The 16,838-nt window shown below is 72.3% G+C and carries 14 protein-coding genes; 8 read left to right on the top strand and 6 right to left on the bottom strand.

Annotated elements, in window-relative coordinates:
* Positions 1–34: 34 nt before the first annotated feature.
* Entirely contained in the window at positions 35–1,048 is a 1,014-nt protein-coding gene (locus ACXNSR_RS12285) for a heme/hemin ABC transporter substrate-binding protein (protein WP_458642101.1), read from the bottom strand.
* A 115-nt stretch (positions 1,049–1,163) separates the two neighbouring features.
* On the opposite strand from ACXNSR_RS12285, the gene ACXNSR_RS12280 reads away from it, so the two are divergent.
* The 4 genes from ACXNSR_RS12280 (at position 1,164) to ACXNSR_RS12265 (ending at position 5,514) form a co-directional block, all read left to right on the top strand.
* Positions 1,164–2,567, top strand: coding sequence for an HtaA domain-containing protein (locus tag ACXNSR_RS12280; RefSeq protein WP_458642100.1), 1,404 nt, complete (start codon positions 1,164–1,166; stop codon positions 2,565–2,567).
* A 42-nt stretch (positions 2,568–2,609) separates the two neighbouring features.
* Positions 2,610–4,076 (top strand): HtaA domain-containing protein, encoded by a 1,467-nt coding sequence (locus tag ACXNSR_RS12275; RefSeq protein ID WP_458642099.1) that lies wholly within the window; start codon positions 2,610–2,612, stop codon positions 4,074–4,076.
* Between the two features lie 19 nt (positions 4,077–4,095).
* Positions 4,096–4,794 (top strand): PhzF family phenazine biosynthesis protein, encoded by a 699-nt coding sequence (locus tag ACXNSR_RS12270; RefSeq protein WP_458642098.1) that lies wholly within the window; start codon positions 4,096–4,098, stop codon positions 4,792–4,794.
* Between the two features lie 72 nt (positions 4,795–4,866).
* The gene (locus ACXNSR_RS12265) at positions 4,867–5,514 is read left to right on the top strand and encodes a biliverdin-producing heme oxygenase (RefSeq protein WP_458642097.1); all 648 of its coding nucleotides are present in this window, start codon (positions 4,867–4,869) and stop codon (positions 5,512–5,514) included.
* Positions 5,515–5,602: 88 nt separating this feature from the next.
* Here ACXNSR_RS12265 and map read toward each other — a convergent pair whose 3' ends face one another.
* A complete protein-coding gene (map, locus tag ACXNSR_RS12260; protein ID WP_382518418.1) occupies positions 5,603–6,460 on the bottom strand; it encodes a type I methionyl aminopeptidase in 858 nt (285 codons plus the stop codon).
* Between the two features lie 71 nt (positions 6,461–6,531).
* Here map and ACXNSR_RS12255 point away from each other — a divergent pair, with 71 nt between their 5' ends.
* On the top strand, positions 6,532–6,780 hold the full coding sequence (locus ACXNSR_RS12255; RefSeq protein ID WP_189736526.1) for a hypothetical protein: 249 nt from the start codon (positions 6,532–6,534) through the stop codon (positions 6,778–6,780).
* Between the two features lie 3 nt (positions 6,781–6,783).
* Here the strand turns inward: ACXNSR_RS12255 and ACXNSR_RS12250 are convergent, their stop codons facing one another.
* Positions 6,784–7,401 (bottom strand): hypothetical protein, encoded by a 618-nt coding sequence (locus tag ACXNSR_RS12250; protein ID WP_458642096.1) that lies wholly within the window; start codon positions 7,399–7,401, stop codon positions 6,784–6,786.
* A 94-nt stretch (positions 7,402–7,495) separates the two neighbouring features.
* On the opposite strand from ACXNSR_RS12250, the gene npdG reads away from it, so the two are divergent.
* Complete coding sequence (npdG, locus tag ACXNSR_RS12245; protein WP_301371536.1) at positions 7,496–8,200, top strand: NADPH-dependent F420 reductase; 705 nt, start codon at positions 7,496–7,498, stop codon at positions 8,198–8,200.
* A gap of 60 nt (positions 8,201–8,260) precedes the next feature.
* Here the strand turns inward: npdG and ACXNSR_RS12240 are convergent, their stop codons facing one another.
* Positions 8,261–10,321, bottom strand: a complete 2,061-nt coding sequence (locus ACXNSR_RS12240) for a TerD family protein (protein WP_458642095.1) — start codon at positions 10,319–10,321, stop codon at positions 8,261–8,263.
* Between the two features lie 239 nt (positions 10,322–10,560).
* Between ACXNSR_RS12240 and ACXNSR_RS12235 the strand changes: the two genes are divergently transcribed.
* On the top strand, positions 10,561–10,752 hold the full coding sequence (locus tag ACXNSR_RS12235) for a hypothetical protein (RefSeq protein WP_150257210.1): 192 nt from the start codon (positions 10,561–10,563) through the stop codon (positions 10,750–10,752).
* A 35-nt stretch (positions 10,753–10,787) separates the two neighbouring features.
* Here the strand turns inward: ACXNSR_RS12235 and ACXNSR_RS12230 are convergent, their stop codons facing one another.
* Together ACXNSR_RS12230 and ACXNSR_RS12225 are read right to left on the bottom strand one after the other, a co-directional pair.
* Positions 10,788–12,455 carry an FG-GAP repeat domain-containing protein gene (locus ACXNSR_RS12230; RefSeq protein WP_458642094.1) on the bottom strand — a complete coding sequence of 556 codons (1,668 nt, stop codon included), beginning with the start codon at positions 12,453–12,455 and terminating at the stop codon, positions 10,788–10,790.
* A gap of 112 nt (positions 12,456–12,567) precedes the next feature.
* Positions 12,568–13,368 (bottom strand): site-2 protease family protein, encoded by an 801-nt coding sequence (locus ACXNSR_RS12225; protein WP_458642093.1) that lies wholly within the window; start codon positions 13,366–13,368, stop codon positions 12,568–12,570.
* Between the two features lie 72 nt (positions 13,369–13,440).
* Between ACXNSR_RS12225 and ACXNSR_RS12220 the strand changes: the two genes are divergently transcribed.
* Positions 13,441–16,794 carry an AfsR/SARP family transcriptional regulator gene (locus ACXNSR_RS12220; protein ID WP_458642092.1) on the top strand — a complete coding sequence of 1,118 codons (3,354 nt, stop codon included), beginning with the start codon at positions 13,441–13,443 and terminating at the stop codon, positions 16,792–16,794.
* The last annotated feature ends 44 nt before the right edge of the window (positions 16,795–16,838 follow it).

Below are 16,838 nucleotides of genomic sequence, written 5' to 3'. Positions count from 1 at the left end.
CGGCTCGTCGGAGTCTGTGTCGTGGAGGGTCACGTCAGGCGCCCTTGTTGTAGAGCTGGGTGACCAGGGAGGAGAGGACCTGGTCGGTGCGGGGGCCGTAGTTGAGGAGGACGCCGTCGTCGACCGTGACCACCCGGCGGTCCATGCCGGCCGGGGTCTGGGCGACGCCCGGGATCTTCACCAGGCCGTCGATGCCGCCGACCGATTCGAGGCCCTTGGACATGACGAGGATCGCGTCGGGCGCGGCGGCCGCGAGGGCCTCGCTGGTGATCGGGGTGAAGTCCTTGCCGAGTCCGGAGTCCTTGCCGGTGTCGACCGCGCCGGCCGCCTCCAGCAGTGAGGCGGCGCCGGAGTCCGAACCGCCGAGGAGGTAGACCGAGGCGGTGCCGCGCAGGTAGAGGAAGGCCACCCGGGGCTTCTTGCCGGAGGCGGCCGGGATGTCCTTGCGGACGGTGGCGATCCGGTCGGCGGTGCGCTGGTTCAGCTGTGTGCCCGCGTCCTTGACGCCGAGCGCGGCGGCCACGGCGTCGATGCGCTTCGGGACGTCGTCGAGGCTCTTGGCGGGGGAGACGACCAGGAGCGGGATACCGGCGTCGCGGATCTGCTGAATCGCTTCTGCCGGGCCGCTGGTGGTCTCCGCGACGACGAGGGTCGGGTGCAGGGACAGGACGCTCTCGGCGGAGACGTCGTGGCCACGTGTCACCACCGGGAGCTGGGCGGCCTGTTCGAAGGTGGCCGTGATGTCCCGGGCGACGACCTGCTTGCCGAGGCCCAGTGTGTGGACGATCTCGTTGAGGCTGCCGCTGAGCGGGACGATCCGGTCCGCGGAGGCGACCGTGACCTGGGTGCCGTCGGCCGAAGGGACGGTGACCGGCAGGGCGGGCTGTGGCGCGGGGAGCGGTTCCAGCCGGTCCGGGGCCGCGGCCGCGGTGGGGGCGGATGAGCCCGGGGTGGTGGCCGTACCTCCGCAGGCCGTCAGTGCGAGCGCCAGTGCTGCCACGGCAACTGCGAGACGGGGAAAGCGGTGTGACGCGGCGGGCGTAGGCACGAAGGCACCGTCCTGATCGTCCGACTGAGGTTCTGGAGACCGGGGGGTGTTCATCCGGCCGTGGTTAGCTTAGGTTAGCCTAACCTTGCTCGCTAGACCTCAGGAGGGGGCAGTCATGCCCGCAAGACCCGTCCGTGCGTTCGCCGTCGCCCTGTTGGCGGCCCTGCTGGGGGCCCTGCTCCCGGCGACGGCAGCCCGGGCGGGCACCGTGCAGGGGGGTCGGCTCGACTGGGGCATCAAATCGTCCTTCCAGAGTTATGTCACGGGTCCGGTGGCAAAAGGCGGTTTCAAGCTGAAGAGTGGCGCGGCCACCGCGGGTGGCAGCCTCTTCCGCTTCCACTCCGCTGCCGGCTCCTACGACCCCGACTCCGGAGCCTTCGAGGCCTCCTACTCGGGCGGCGTGACCTTCCAGGGCCATCAGAAGCCCGACGGCGTGTACGAACTGGACATGACCATCAGCCGCCCGACCGTCAAGATCTCCGGCGGCAAGGGCACGCTGTACGTGGACGTCTCCAGCAAGGCCAAGGACAGCGGCGCGGTCAGCAACCAGTCGCAGGTCGCCTTCGCCTCGCTCGGCGTCGGCGGCATCAACATGAAGGGCGGCGCCAGCCGGCTGTCCCTCACGAACATCCCGGCCACCCTGACCGCGGAAGGCGCCAAGGCGTTCGCCGGCTACTACGGCGCCGGCACCCAGCTCGACCCGATCTCGCTCTCCGCCGACGTCAAGAGCGCCCCGGCCGCCGCGCCCGCGCAGTCGGCCACGGCGCAGCCGAGCGCCACCGAGCAGCCCCCGCAGACGGCGGGCACCTTCGCCGACGCCGCCGTGGACTGGGGTGTGCGCCGCACCTTCCGCGAGTACGTCACCGGCTCGATCGGCCAGGGCAGGTGGGTCCTCGCCGAGGGCGCCCAGGACGGCGGCGCGCTGTTCCGCTTCCCGCAGGGCAAGGGCTCGTTCGACGGCGCGAAAGGCACCCTTGATGCGGCCTTCGCCGGTACGGTCCAGTTCACCGGCGCCCATCTGGACCTCACGCTCGGCAAGATGAGCGTGAAGGTGGAGAACGGCAAGGGCGTCCTGTCCGCGGACGTCACCACCGGCGGTGCGACGAAGAACGCCGTCCCGCTCGTGGAGTTCGACGCCAAGGGTCTGAAGACCGAGGGCAAGCTGGCCACCCTGACCGAAGCACCGGCCACCCTCACCGAGGGCGGCTCCCAGGCCTTCAACTCCATGTACAAGGCCGGCACCGAGATGGACCCCGTCTCGCTCGCCGTCGCCCTGGACTCCGACGCACAGCTGCCCGCCCTGCCCGACCTGGGCTCGACGGCCTCGCCCGCCCCCGCGTCCGCGTCGCCGTCCGCCGAGCCCGCCCCCGCCGCGAAGGCGGCGGAGTCCTCGAACACCGGGCTCTTCATCGCCCTTGCCGTGGCCGTCCTGGCCCTGGCCGGCGGTGGCACCTTCCTGGTCGTGCGCAAGCGCCGTACGGCAGCCGCCTCGCCGGCGCCGACCGACGCGCCCCAGTAGGCACCCCTTCCCCTTCCTCTGTTCCTTCAGGAGTACCCAGCCATGTCGTCCATCCGACGCCCGATCTCCCTCGCGGCCGCGGTCCTGACCGCGGCGGCGCTCGGCGCCACCGCCTTCGCCCTGCCCGCCACCGCCGCGGGCGGCCCGCCCACCGACCCGGTGAAGATCACCGGTGGCACCCTCGACTGGGGCGTGCTCGCCGGCTACCGCGCCTACGTGACCAACATGGCCAAGGGCACCATCACCGTCGCGGACGGCGCCAAGCAGAACGAGGACGGCACCCTGCGCTTCGTCGAGGCGAGCGGTGCGTACGAACCGGCCAACGGGCACGTGGTGAAGGCGGCCTTCAAGGGCAGCGTCACCTTCTCCTCTCCCGCCCCGCCGGCCGGCCACGGCTTCGAGGTCAAGCTCTCGGACATCCGTATCGACACGGGCACCAAGAAGCTCACCGCGGACGTCACCAAGGGCGGCACGACCACCCAGGACGTGCCCATGGCCACCGTGGCCTTCGCCGGCCGGACGATGGACAAGCTGGCGACCACGCTCACGCAGGAAGCCGCGGACGTGCTCGGTTCGCCGGGCTACAAGGACAAGCCGGGCGACCCGCTCACCGTGAAGCCGGAGTTCGAGAAGAAGCCCGACCCGGAGCCCACCCCGGACAACACCACCAAGAACCCGACGCCTCCGGCCGACGGCGCGCAGAAGGTGCTCAGCGGCAAGCTGACGTGGGGCGTGAAGGAGTCCTTCCGCAAGTACGTGCTGAGCGCGGGGTCGATCATCCCTGCGGGTGGCGCCGCCAAGAACGGCGACACCTTCGACTTCGCCTTCGGCAAGGGCGACCTCGACGTCAAGAAGCAGCAGCTGAACGCCTCCTTCCAGGGCAGCCTGCGCTTCCAGTACGCGGCCCACGGCATCGACATGACCTTCGGCAGCCCCCGCGTCGAGGCCACCGGCAAGACCGGCACCCTGTACGTGGACGTCAAGAACGCCTCCGGCACCAGGACGGGCCTGCGCTTCGCCACGCTCGACCTGTCGAAGACCGACTACAAGACCAAGAACGGCGTCCTGGCGCTGAACGGGGTCCCGGCGGTCTTCACCGCCGAGGGCGCGGCGGCCTTCGCCAACGACACCACCGGCTCCATGTACAAGGCGGGCGACGCGATCGACCCGCTCACCTTCGCCGTGGCGGTGGACAAGGACGCCACCCTGCCGAGCACCGGCGGTTCGACGGGCGGTACGACCGGCGGTTCGACGGGCGGCTCCACGGGCGGCTCGAACGGCGGGACCACGGGCGGTACGACCGGTGGCACCACGGGTGGCACCACCGGCGGTACCACCGGCGGTACGGGCGGCACCGTGGGCGGCGGCTCCTCCGCCGTCGGCGGCAACCTCGCCAACACCGGCGCCGGGATCCCGGCCGGTGCCCTGCTCACCACCTCCGGCGTGGTGATCGCGGCCGGCGCGGGCGCGGTGTACCTCGCGCGCAGGCGCCGTACGGCCCAGGTCTGAGCCGTGTTTCAATTCCCGCGTGAACGATCTGGACGTGTTGAAGGTCTTCTGCGCGGGTGACGGCCGCTTCGGCAACCTGCTCGGTGTCGTACGAGACGGCCGGACCTGCCCCGACGATGCGTCGCGGCAGGCCCTGGCCGCCGAACTCGGCTACAGCGAAACGGTGTTCGTCGACGACCCCGAGCGCGGGGTCGTCGACATCCGCACCCCCGGCACGCGCATGTCCTTCGCGGGGCATCCGCTGGTCGGGGCCGCGTGGCTGCTGGACATCGAGGAGCTCCAGCCGCCCGCCGGATCCGTATGGGCCCGTGACGACGGGGAGTTCACCTGGATCACGGCCCGCCCCGAGTGGGTCGAGGGCAAGCGCACCGAGCAGTACGCATCCGTCGCCGAGGTCGAGGCGCTGCCCGCCCCGCCGCCCGGCGAGGGCTGGTTGTACGCCTGGGCCTGGGAGGACGAGACCGCGGGCCGCGTGCGGGCCCGGGGCTTCCCGCGCCGCCCCGACGGGATCATCACGGAGGACGAGGCCACCGGTTCGGCGGCGATCCTGCTGACGGCCCAGCTCAACCGCGCCCTGAACATCACCCAGGGCGCCGGATCGCAGATCCTCACCGCTCCCGGCCCGGACGGCACGGTGGAGATCGGCGGCCGCGTCCGCTTCGCCCCGGCCCCCGACGGGAGTTTTTACCGACAAGACGTCGGGAACTCATTGACTTAGGTAAACCTAAGTAGGAGGATCGGGCGTGACGGTGATGCCGTCACGCCTGTTTCCTCTTCCTGGAGGTCCGTCTTGGACGCCTTCTCTACGGTCATCCGCGTCGCCTCGCACGAGCAGCACACCGAGGCGGAGACGTCGACCTTCATGAGCGATCTGCTGGGTGGACGGCTCGGCGTGGACGCGTACACGCGCTACACGGAGCAACTGTGGTTCGTGTACCGGGCCCTGGAGGACGCGGCCGAATCCCTCAAGGAGGACCCGGTGGCCGGGCCGTTCATCCGGCCCGAGCTCATGCGCGTCGCCGAGATCGAACGCGACCTCGCCCACCTGGTCGGCCCGGACTGGCGCGAGAACGTGGTGGCCCTGCCCGCGACGCGCGCGTACGCCGAGCGGGTGGCCCAGTGCGCCGCCGAGTGGCCGGGCGGGTACGTCGCCCACCACTACACCCGCTACCTGGGCGACCTCTCCGGCGGCCAGATCATCCGCGACAAGGCGGAGCGCACCTGGGGCTTCGAGCGCAAGGGCGACGGCGTCCGGTTCTACGTCTTCGCGGACATCTCCAACCCGGCGGCCTTCAAGCGGACCTACCGCGAGCTGCTGGACGCCATAGCGGCGGACGACCTGGAGAAGCAGCGCATCATCGACGAGTGCAAGCGCGCCTTCGACTTCAACGGCGCGGTGTTCCGGGAGCTGGGCGCGGAGTTCCCGCTCAGCGCGTGACCCCCGGGGAGCCCCCCCCGCGAACAGGGCCGGGCCCGGTGCATCCGTGCACCGGGCCCGGCCCCGTTCGCGGAGGGACCGCCGGAAGCTAGGGGAGGGTCAGGATCTCCGCACCGGAGTCCGTGACCACCAGCGTGTGCTCGAACTGCGCGGTCCGCTTGCGGTCCTTCGTGACGACCGTCCAGCCGTCCTCCCACATGTCGTACTCGTGGGTGCCCAGCGTCAGCATCGGCTCGATGGTGAAGGTCATGCCGGGTTCGATGACGGTGGTGGCGTGCGGGCTGTCGTAGTGCGGGACGATCAGGCCGGAGTGGAAGGACGAGTTGATGCCGTGGCCGGTGAAGTCCCGGACCACGCCGTAGCCGAAGCGCTTCGCGTACGACTCGATGACCCGGCCGATGATGTTGATCTGGCGGCCCGGCTTGACGGCCTTGATGGCCCGGTTCAGCGCCTCCCGGGTGCGCTCCACCAGCAGCCGCGACTCCTCGTCCACCTCCCCGCACAGGTAGGTCGCATTGTTGTCGCCGTGCACCCCGCCGATGTACGCGGTCACGTCGAGGTTCACGATGTCGCCGTCGCGCAGGACGGTGGAATCGGGGATGCCGTGGCAGATGACCTCGTTCACGGAGGAACACAGCGACTTCGGGAAGCCCCGGTATCCGAGCGTCGAGGGGTAGGCCCCGTGGTCGCACATGTACGCGTGGGCGACCCGGTCGAGCTCGTCGGTGGTCACCCCCGGCGCGATCAGCTTCGCGGCCTCCTCCATCGCCTGGGCGGCGATCCGGCCGGCGATGCGCATGGCCTCGATGGTCTCGGCGGTCTGCACCTCCGGTCCGGTGTACGGAGCGGGCGCGGGCTTGCCCACGTACTCGGGCCGGCGGATGTTTCCGGGAACGGAACGGACGGGAGAGAGCTCGCCTGGTACGAGCAGCGACTGGCCAGACATGCGAGCGAGTGTATCCAGCGGGGATGGGGCAGCATGGCGGGATAGAGCGGTACGAGAGGAGCCCGACGGCGATGGCCCTGTTCAAGAAGCGTCAGGTGGGCAAACCTGGCGAGTGGTACTACTGCCTGGTCCACAAGAAGGTCGAGGAAGGCCCCGACTGCCCGGCCAAGGACCGGTTCGGCCCGTACGGCACCCCGGAGGAGGCGAACCACGCCATGGAGACGGCGCAGGAACGCAACCTCGAATGGCAGAACGACCCCAAGTGGAACGACAGGACCCGCGAGGACGAAGAGGGCACCACCGGCACGGGCGGGGCGTAGCCCCTACCAGCGGCTGGGCGGCGGCGCGGTCAGGTGGTCGGCCAGCCGCGCCAGCCGGTCCCTGAACCGGCGCGCTCCGCGCCGCACCGGCAGGGTGTTCTCCCCGGCCGCCGCGCTGACCAGGTGCTGCACGGTGTCCAGATCCATCCCGTCGTCCGGTGCCGATGCCGATGCCGGTACCGACAGCTCGTCGTGGGCGAGCGCGCCCAGATCCGGGTCCCCGCCGTCCAGGGACAGTACGGTCGCCCCCGCGCGCCGCGCTTCGTGGACGCGCTCCAGCAGCCCCTCACCCGGTGACCCGGGCGCCACCACCAGCAGCGTGTGCCCGCGCCTGGCCGCCGCGAGCCTTCCCAGACCCACCGACAGGTGCGGCGGCTCCCCGGGCCGCACGTGGTGGCGTACGAGCGTGGGCGCCAGCTCCGGCAGCCCCGACCAGGCGGCCTCGTCCACCAGGTGCGCCGCCAGATGCCAGGGCTCGTAGCCCTCGGTCCCCACCAGAAGCAGGCGACCGCCGGCCGGTACGACGGACCGGCGCAGCGATCCGGCGAAGCGGCGCGCGTCTCCCGGCCACTGCGTACCGGCGAGCACCTCGCGCAGCAGCGCGACCCTCACGGCGTCCATATCGGCATCCTGCACCATGCGGGCGACACGGGGAGCGGTTCCTTCCCCTTCGTCACCCTTCGACTGTGGGCTACCCGGCAGTACCCTCGCCCCCATGACTTCCTCAGACAACACGCAGAAGCCGCCGGTCAAGGACCCGTGGGAGCTGCCGGACGTGTCCGGCCTCGTCGTCGGCGTCCTCGGCGGCACCGGCGACCAGGGCCGGGGCCTGGCCTACCGGCTCGCCAGGGCCGGCCAGAAGGTGATCATCGGCTCCCGCGCCGCCGACCGCGCACAGACCGCGGCAGGCGAACTGGGCCTCGGCGTGGAGGGCGCGGACAACGCCGAGTGCGCGCGCCGCAGCGACATCGTCATCATCGCGGTGCCGTGGGAGGGCCACGCCAAGACCCTCGAAGCCCTGCGCGAGGACCTCGCGGGCAAGCTCGTGGTGGACTGCGTCAACCCGCTCGGCTTTGACAAGCAGGGCGCCTACGCCCTCCAGGTCGAGGAGGGCAGCGCCGCCCAGCAGGCCGCCGCCCTGCTCCCGGACTCCCGGGTGACCGCAGCCTTCCACCACCTCTCGGCCGTCCTGCTCCAGGACGAGTCGATCGACGAGATCGACACCGACGTGATGGTCCTCGGCGAGGTCCGCGCCGACACCGACATCGTCCAGGCCCTGGCCGCCCGCATCCCCGGCATGCGCGGCGTCTTCGCCGGCCGCCTGCGCAACGCCCACCAGGTCGAGTCACTGGTGGCCAACCTGATCTCCACCAACCGCCGCTACAAGGCCCACGCGGGCCTGCGCGTCACGGACCTCTGACACGGCCCCGAAACCGCACCCGGCGGCCCGGTCCGCAGAACCGGACCGCCGGGAAGCAGCTCAGCGGCGGCCGCCGCGCGTCTCGAAGGTGCCCAGATGGGCCACCACACCGTGGTAGAAGCGGTCGACCGCGGCGTCGACGCCTCGGATAAAACCGGACTCCGTGTTGCCCCGGGTGTTTCCCATCCCCTTGATCAGCGACAGCCGGAACCCGGTCGGCGCGGCCCCGTCCCTGGGCAGCAGATCGCCGGGCTCGGGGCGCAGCCGCTCCAGGGTGCCGCGGGGCCCGTTCTCGCCCTCCACCAGAGTCTGGACGTGCAGGTCCGCGGGTGCTTCGGCAAGCGCCCGCAGCAGCCGCTTCGTCGTGGCCAGCGGGTACGAGCCCTCCGGGGCCGGGATGTCCACGGAGGCCCGGACCTTGCCCGTCCGCAGATCCGCGGTGACGGCGATGACGGAACTCGTTCCGTCGATGCGCAGTTCGGCGGAGAGCTTCCCGTCGGCGCACAGCCCTGCGGCCGCCGCGGTCCGGCGGGCCCGCGGATCGCTGTCGCGCCGGGTGCGCTGCACGGGTAGGGCCTTCTGCCCCAACTCGCCGCCGAGGCGCAGGCAGACCTGGCGGATCAACCGCTCCCAGCTCTCGACGACGTCGACGGCGCGCTCGTCGTCGGGGCTGATGGTCTCGTCCTCGATGCCCTTGCGCACGGGCACCCAGGCGGGGCCCATGTTCTGGAATCCGTGGCAGCCCGAGTTCTCGTGCTGGAGGTATTCCAGGAGCTCCTGGAGGAGCCAGGCGTGGGCGGCGTTGCCGACGCCCTCGTGGCGGATCAGCATCTGGGCCTGGTGGGCCACCTCCGCCCAGGACAGGTGCCAGAGGCTGACCTTGTGCTTTCGCCGCCCGTCGATCTTGACGTCCACCACCGGCGAACCGTCCAGGGCCACGTCGTTGGAGAGCGTGATCACCGCCTCGTAGCCGCGGCGCGCGGCGATGTCCATGTACTGCTGGACCTGCTCGTCCTTGAGCGGATTGCCGTGCGTCTTCGTCTCCACGAGGGCCGTCCACAGCTTGCCCGCGCGTTCCACCCGGATCACCCCGTCCGGCCGCTTCGGGGTGTCGCCGTGGGGGAGGGGAACCTCGGTGAAGGTCTGCATCCGGCCGGCGGGTGCCCCGAACCCGGCGGTGAGGCGGCGGCCGAGCTCGGGCACCTGCGCCATGACGGAGAGCAGTACGGAGGTCGCCCGGATCTCGCGCTCCTTGTCGCTCTTGAGGGACGGCACGGGGAAGAGCCGCGCGGTGCGCCAGGTGTCGTTCTCGGCGAGCGACTTCTTGGCCACCTTGGGCAGGGTGACCTTCTTCCGCGTGGTGCGCGGTGCGCGGCCGCGGGTCTGGGCGGGCACGGTGGCGCTCGTCATCGCTGCCTCGCTCGCCGCAGTGGCGTCGGGCGCCGTCGGGTCGGCCGTCGCCGTCGCCGTCGCCGTCGCCGTCGCCTCGGCCGGGACGGCGCTCGCCCCGCCCTCCTCCGGCTGCGCGGTCACGGCGGTGGTCACGGCCTCCGACGCTGTCGCCGCCGGCTCGCTGTCCTCCAGTACGTCGATGCCGAAGTCCGTGGCCAGCCCGGCGAGGCCGGTCTCGTACCCCTGTCCCACGGCGCGGAACTTCCACTCCTCGCCGCGCCGGTACAGCTCACCGAAGATGAAGGCCGTCTCCACGCCCGCGTCCTCGATGGAGTACCCGACGAGCGGCTCCCCCGTCCGGTCCGAGACCGTCATCCGCAGATCGTCGAGGTCTCCGAAGCGCGCGCCGCCGTACTGGCTGGCCGCCACCACGATCCGCGCCACGTCCTCGGGAACGGCGGTGAGGTCCACGCTGATGCGGTCCTCGTCGCCGTTCGAGGTCGGCGTCTTGCCGAGGAGCTGGACGCTTCCGTCCGCGGCGGCGGGATGGTTGTAGAAGTAGAAGTCGTTCTCGCTGCGGATCTTGCCGTTCTCGTTCAGGAGCAGCACGGAGACATCGGCGTCGCCGGCTCCGGTGACGCTGGTCCAGCCCAGGCTCACGACGACCGCCCCGGCGTCCTCGCTGAGGGAGGTCAGGCTGACGTTCGCACCCTTGGAGATCTCCTGCATACGTGCTCCCCCCACTCGCCCGGTGTCGTCCGTCGCGGGCCGAGCAGGCCGGGCTGTTCGTTCTGTCACGCGTGGAATACGGCGTGTACTCGCCGAACCTAACGCCACGGGGTGCGGGAGATCAGGTGAAGCCGGAAACGAGCCGGATGCGATCGCGGGCGCCCTTACGGCAGCACTGCGGGGCATGGGGGACACTGGAGGGGCTCGACGCCGTTCAGTGTTTCCGAGGAGCTCTTCCCATGCCCCGCCTTGCCGTCTTCGCCATCGTCGTCTGCGTCTGTGCGGTGGCGGCGGCCGTCGTCGCCTTCGTCGAGGGCAGCTTCCTCGGGATCGTCTGGGTGCTGCTGGCCGGCCTCACGTCCAACATGGCCTGGTACTACCTGCGCAAGGCGAAGGCCGAGAAGGCCTCCGCCGCGCGCCAGGCCGGCTAGGAACTGCCCGGGCGCCCTCGGGGGCGTCCGGCGGGTCAGACGGCCGGGCCGAAGCCGGTGACCGTGGGGTGCGGGGCGGTGGTGCCCGTACCCGGGAAGACGGTGACCTTGCCGGTCGCGTCCGCGGACCACAGGTCCGGCAGACCGTCACCCGTGAGGTCGCCGTCAGAGCCGACGCGCGGGTGCGCGGTCGGGGTCAGGGTGGACAGGACCGGCCCGGCGGCCGGGTTCACGAAGGCCGAGAAGTCCGGTGCGTCCGCGGTGCCCTTGACGGAGAAGGCGCGGATCGCGCCGTCCGCCCGGGAGCGGGCCCACAGGGTCGGGAAGTCCGTCCCCTGCGCCCGGCCCGGGGTGAGCAGGTCGTAGCCGGCCCAGGAGGTGGCGTCGCCGGAGAGGAGCGTGGCCGTCGGCAGCCACACAGCGCTCGGCTTCGCGAGCCACAGCCGCCCGTTCTCGACGAACAACAGGGAGCTGCTCGGCAGGGAGCCGCCGACCGCGCTGTCGCCGGTGGGTGATCCGTACGCGGCGATCTGCGTCACCTTCGACCAGTCCGCACCGAACCCGTGCCGAGCGCAGTCGATCTCCGAACCCGCCGCGTCGAGGCAGGTCTCGGGCTTGTCGACGAGTATCGACCCCTGCCCCGTGAACTGTCCCGCCCCGTCGTTCCTGAACTGGTAGACGTACTTCCCGCCGGGGGCGTGGGCCAGCAGGTCGTCGACCCTCTGCCCCCGGAAGGACCCCCGGTGGGTGTACTGGACGCCGGCCCAGCTCTCGCCGTCACCCGGCGCGGCCATGCGGTGGGCGTTCACGGGGTCCAACGGGTTCGCACCCCGCTTGCGGAGGTTGCCCGCCGCATCCGGGACGAGGACGTCCGGCTTCCCGTCGGCGTCGATGTCGCCGAAGGCGGCGGGCGTGGTGGAGGCCTGCGCGTAGTAGTACGCCTGCGCCTGGCCCAGGTTGCCCGCGTTGTCCATCGTCTGGACGTACACCGCCTGGCTGCCCCAGGTGGCCGGCCTGACCTTGATGTCGGCCGAGCCGTCCGTCAGCCCGACGACGCGGGAGTCGGTCGCCGCGTCCGCGCAGCTCCAGCCGACGCTGAAGACCGGGGTCGTCTGCCAGCGGGCGCAGGCGATTCCCGAGCCGCCGTCGGTCCCCTTCAGGGTGAAGGTGGCCTCCTCGCCGACCCTCTTGGGGCTGTCGTCCGTGGTGACCTCGGCGGTGGGCTGGGTGTGGTCCACGCGGAAGTAGCACCAGGCCGTGTACGGGCTGGTCAGCTTCCCGTCGGTGGCCCGGGCCCGCCACGCGTACTGGCCGCCGTCCTTCAGCAGATCGCGGGAGAGGTTCGTGGCGGCCTCGGGGTAGGTGGTCCACGAGGTCGGGAAGTCGGTGCGCTTGCCGCCGTAGGAGGTGTCCCACAGCTGGAACGTCGTCTGCAGCTGGGCACCGGACGGTGAGGTGGCGGTGACCTTGGTGGTGACGTCGTTCAGGCCGATCCAGCCGGCTCCGGATCCCGCGTACGGGTCGGTGTAGCAGTCGGAGTACTGCTCCTCGCCGGCGAACCCGGGGGTCGGGCCGGTGCGGGGCGCGGTGACCTTCGGCGTCGCCGGGTCGACGGCGGCCGAGGCCGGCGCGGCGGCGGCCAGGCCGAGTGCCAGCGACAGGGCCGCCGCGGGCAGGGCGCGCATGGGCGTTCTGAGTGTCATGTGTGAGAAATCCCCCCTGGGACTACTGCTGTTGATCGATCGGATCAGTCGCAGTGTTCCCGAAAGGAATAGCGGATCGCACTGACATTCCAGCCGGTGGGCTTCTGCCCCGTCAGTCCTGCGGGACGGCGCAGAAGCCGTCGGTGTCCCGCCAGAAGCTGTAGAGGTCGCGGCCGCAGTACGTCTCCAGGTCCGACACGCCGAGCGCGGACATCAGGCCGTCCACCGCGCCGAAGAAGAACGCGTTGACCCCCGGGATCCACAGCAGCGCGAACACGGCCAGCAGGCCGAACTGCGCCAGCGGTTCCATCTCGCGGCGCACCCGGTGAGACAGCCAGGGCTCGATGACCCCGTAGCCGTCCAGGCCCGGTACCGGCAGGAAGTTCAGGATCGCCGCCGAGACCTGCAGCATGGCGAGGAAGGCGAGCGCGTAGCGGAACGCCAGCGGTACCCCGTCGAGGGCGTTCAGCCAGAACGGGGCCGTGCACACGACGGCGAAGGCCACGTTGGTCAGCGGGCCCGCCGCCGAGATGAGGCTGTGCTTCCAGCGGCCCCGGATCCGGCCCCGCTCGATGAACACCGCGCCGCCGGGCAGGCCGATGCCGCCCAGGATCACGAAGATCACCGGCAGTACGATGCTGAGCAGCGCGTGCGTGTACTTGAGCGGGTTCAGCGTCAGGTAGCCCTTGGCACCCACCGTGAGGTCACCGCCGTGCAGGGCGGTCCGGGCGTGCGCGTACTCGTGCAGGCACAGGGAGACGATCCACGCCGACGTCACGAAGAGGAACACGGCCAGTCCGGGGCTCGTCGCGTACCCCGTCCACACGGCCCAGCCCGTGACGGCCATGATCGCGAAGATGCCGAGGAATACCGAACTGATCTGCCGCTCGCCGCGGCTGCCCTGATGAACCATGCGGGCAACCTATCCGGCAGGCCCAACGGAAAACGGTGCGGGTCCCGGGCCGGCTGCGGGGACAATGGGCCGGTGCGTTACGCGATCCTCGGAACCGCCCAGGCCATCCACGACGACGGGACCCCCGCCGCCGTCGGCGGAGCACGCCTGCGGGCGCTCCTGACAGCGCTCGCGCTGCGGCCGGGGCGGGTGGTGCCCGCCCGGCTGCTCGTCGCCGAGGTGTGGGACGGCGATCCGCCGGCCGACGCGGTGGCGGCCCTGCAGGCGCTGGTCGCCCGGTTGCGGCGGGCGCTCGGGCATACGGCCGTACGGTCGGCGGAGGGCGGCTACCAGCTGGCCGCCGAGCGGGAGGACGTCGACCTGTACCGCTTCGAGCGGCTGGTCCGGGCCGCGGGCCGGGCGCCGGACCCGGCCGAGGCGGCGGCCCTGTACGAGGAGGCCCTCGCCCTGTGGCGCGGTCCGGCCCTCGCCGACCTGCCGGACCCGGCCGCGGAGGCCGCGCGCTGGGAGGCCGTACGGATGGACGCGCGCCGGGGGCGGCTCGCGGCGGCCCTGGCCATGGGCGAGGCGGAGCGGTGCCTGCCGGAGCTGACCGCGCTGTGCGCCCAGCAGCCGCTGGACGAGCCGTTGCACATCCTGCGCATCCGGGCCCTGCGCGACGCGGGCCGCCCGGCGGAGGCGCTGGCCGCGTACGACAGCCTCCGCCGGGAGCTGTCCGACCGGCTGGGCACCGACCCGGGCCCGGAGCTGCGGGCCCTGCACGCCGAACTGCTGACCTCGGACGCGCCGCCGCCGACAGCCGCCGCTGCTGCCGCCACGGCCACGGCCACGGCTGCCGCGGTCGTCGGCGGCGGGTCCCGAACAGCCACCCCCGTGTCCGCGTCCTCCTCGGCGGGAAATCTGCGGGCGCGCCTGACCACCTTCGTCGGCCGCGAGGACGACATCCGCGTCATCGGGGACGACCTCGCGCGGGCCCGCCTCGTCACGCTGCTGGGACCCGGCGGAGCCGGCAAGACGCGGCTGTCCCAGGAGGCCGCCGAGGCCCAGGACGAGAGCGCCTGGCCCGACGGGGTCTGGCTCGTCGAACTCGCTCCCCTCGACGGGTCCGGCGACCCGGAGGACGTCGCCGAAGCCGCCCTCGCCGCGCTCGGAGCCCGGGAGACCAAGCTGCGCGGCGCCGCCGCCGAGGAACTGCGCGTCCTCACCGAGCGCCCCGGGGACGCACCCCTCGACCGGCTCGCCGAGCACTGCGCCCGACGCCGGCTCCTGCTGCTGCTCGACAACTGCGAGCACGTCATCGGCCCGGCCGCCGAGCTCGCCGAGCGGCTCCTCACGCACTGCCCCGACGTGCGGATCCTGGCCACCAGCCGCGAACCCCTCGGCGTCCCGGGGGAGTCCCTGCGCCCGGTGGAACCGCTGCCCGACCCCATCGCGCTGCGGCTGCTCGCCGACCGCGGGGCCGCCGCCCGCGCCGGGTTCAGCATCGAGGAGGACCCGGCCGCGGCCGCCGAGATCTGCCGCCGCCTCGACGGTCTGCCGCTCGCGATCGAGCTGGCCGCCGCCCGGCTGCGGCTGCTCACCCCGCGCCAGATCGCCGACCGGCTCGACGACCGCTTCCGCCTCCTGACCAGCGGCTCCCGTACCGTCCTGCCCCGCCAGCAGACCCTGCGCGCCGTGGTCGACTGGTCCTGGGAGCTCCTCGACGAGGCCGAACGCACCGTCCTGCGCCGGCTGTCCGTCTTCGCCGGCGGCTGCGACCTCGCCGCCGCCGAAGCCGTCTGCGCCGACCCCGCCGATGACCACGACCCCGCCGACGTCCTCGGCTCCCTCGTCGACAAGTCCCTCGTCGTGGCCACCCCCGGATCCGACGGCCGCGGCATGCGCTACCGCCTGCTGGAGACGGTCGGCGAATACGCCGCCGAACGCCTCGCCGAAACCGCCGGCGACCGCGAGGCCACCGAGCACCGCCACCTCGTCCACTACCGGGAGCTCGCCCGCACCACCGAGCCGCTGCTGCGCGGCCACGGCCAGCGGGCGGCCACCGAGCGGCTCGCCACCGAGTACGAGAACGTGCGTACCGCCCTGCGCCGGGCCGTCGCCGTCCGCGACGCCGACGAGGTCCTGTGCCTGGTCCACTCGCTCGGCTGGTACTGGCACATGCACGACCTCCGCTCCGAGTCCCGGCACTGGGCCGAGGCCGCAGCCGCCCTCGGCCCCAACCCCTTCGAGCCGCCCTTCGTCCCCGCCGAGCCCGTCTACGAACGGCTCGTCGACACGCCGCCGCCCTACTCCGGCGAAACGCGCACCGAGGGCTGGCGCGCCCTCAACCTGGTCCTGCTGGCTTCCCGCGACCAGACCAACGAGACCTGGAACACCCCCTCGGTCCGCGCCCTGATCGACGGTGTCCTCGCCACCTACCGGCCCGGACTGCCGCAGACCTGCCGGACCCCCGCCTCCCTGTGGATCTACGCCGTCATGATCGCCGGCGACCCCGGGCTGCTCCAGCGGGTCGTCGACGCGACCGTCGCGACCGCCCGCGAGCTCGGCTACCGCTGGGAACTGGCCTCCGCGCTCCAGCTGCGCGCCAACATCCTCGCGAACCGGGCCGACTGGGCCGGGGACGCCTCGCGCGACGCCGACGAGAGCCTGGCACTGTTCCGCGAACTCGGCGATGCCTGGGGCTGCGCCGAGGCGCTGTCCGCCCGCGCCGAGGCCGGGGAGAAGCGCGGCGAGTACGCCCAGGCCGCCCGCGACTACGAGGAGGCCATCGCCTATGCCGAACGCCTCGGCGCCATGGCCCAGGTGACCGTGCTGCGCGTACGGATGGCCGGCACGCTGACCGAGGCCGGCCGGATCGAGGAGGCCGAGCAGATCCTCACCGAGATCACCGCGACGGTGCGGCGGTACGGCAACGAGGCCATGCCCGCCGCCCGGATGTTCCTCGCGGGCATCCTCGGCCGTACGGGACGGATCGCCGAGGCGCGCGGCCAGCTGCAGCTGCTGCGGGACGAGTTCGCCTTCGGCGCGTTCGCCATCTTCGACGGTTTCCTGCTCGGCACGATGGCCTGGCTGGACAATCAGCAGGGGCTGTACGAGGAGGCCCTCGACCGGCTGCGGCAGGCCATGCCCACCGCCATGGACCCGATGGCGCGGATGGTGGCTCCGCAGATGCCCGCGGTCTACCTGCTGATAGCGGCCCTCTCGCTGGTCTCGCTCGGCGGCCCGCGCCGGGAGTACGACGCCGCCAGGCTGCTGGGCGCCTACCGGGCGCACCTGCCGCCCGCGCACTTCCCGGTCACGACGGAGCGCGAGGACCACGCCCGTGCGCTGGAGCTGACCCGGGCGGCGCTGGGCGACGCCGGCTACGAGAAGGCGTACGCCGAAGGCGGCGGCCTCTCCCTGGAGGAGGCCACCGCCCTCATCTGACCCGGCCCCCGGCCGGTGCCCGTCCGGGACGCGATCCGAACGGA

The sequence above is a fragment of the Streptomyces sp. NC-S4 genome, assembly GCF_054353315.1.
Note: the sequence above shows the minus strand (reverse complement) of the source record. Positions and strands in the feature narration are given on the sequence as shown.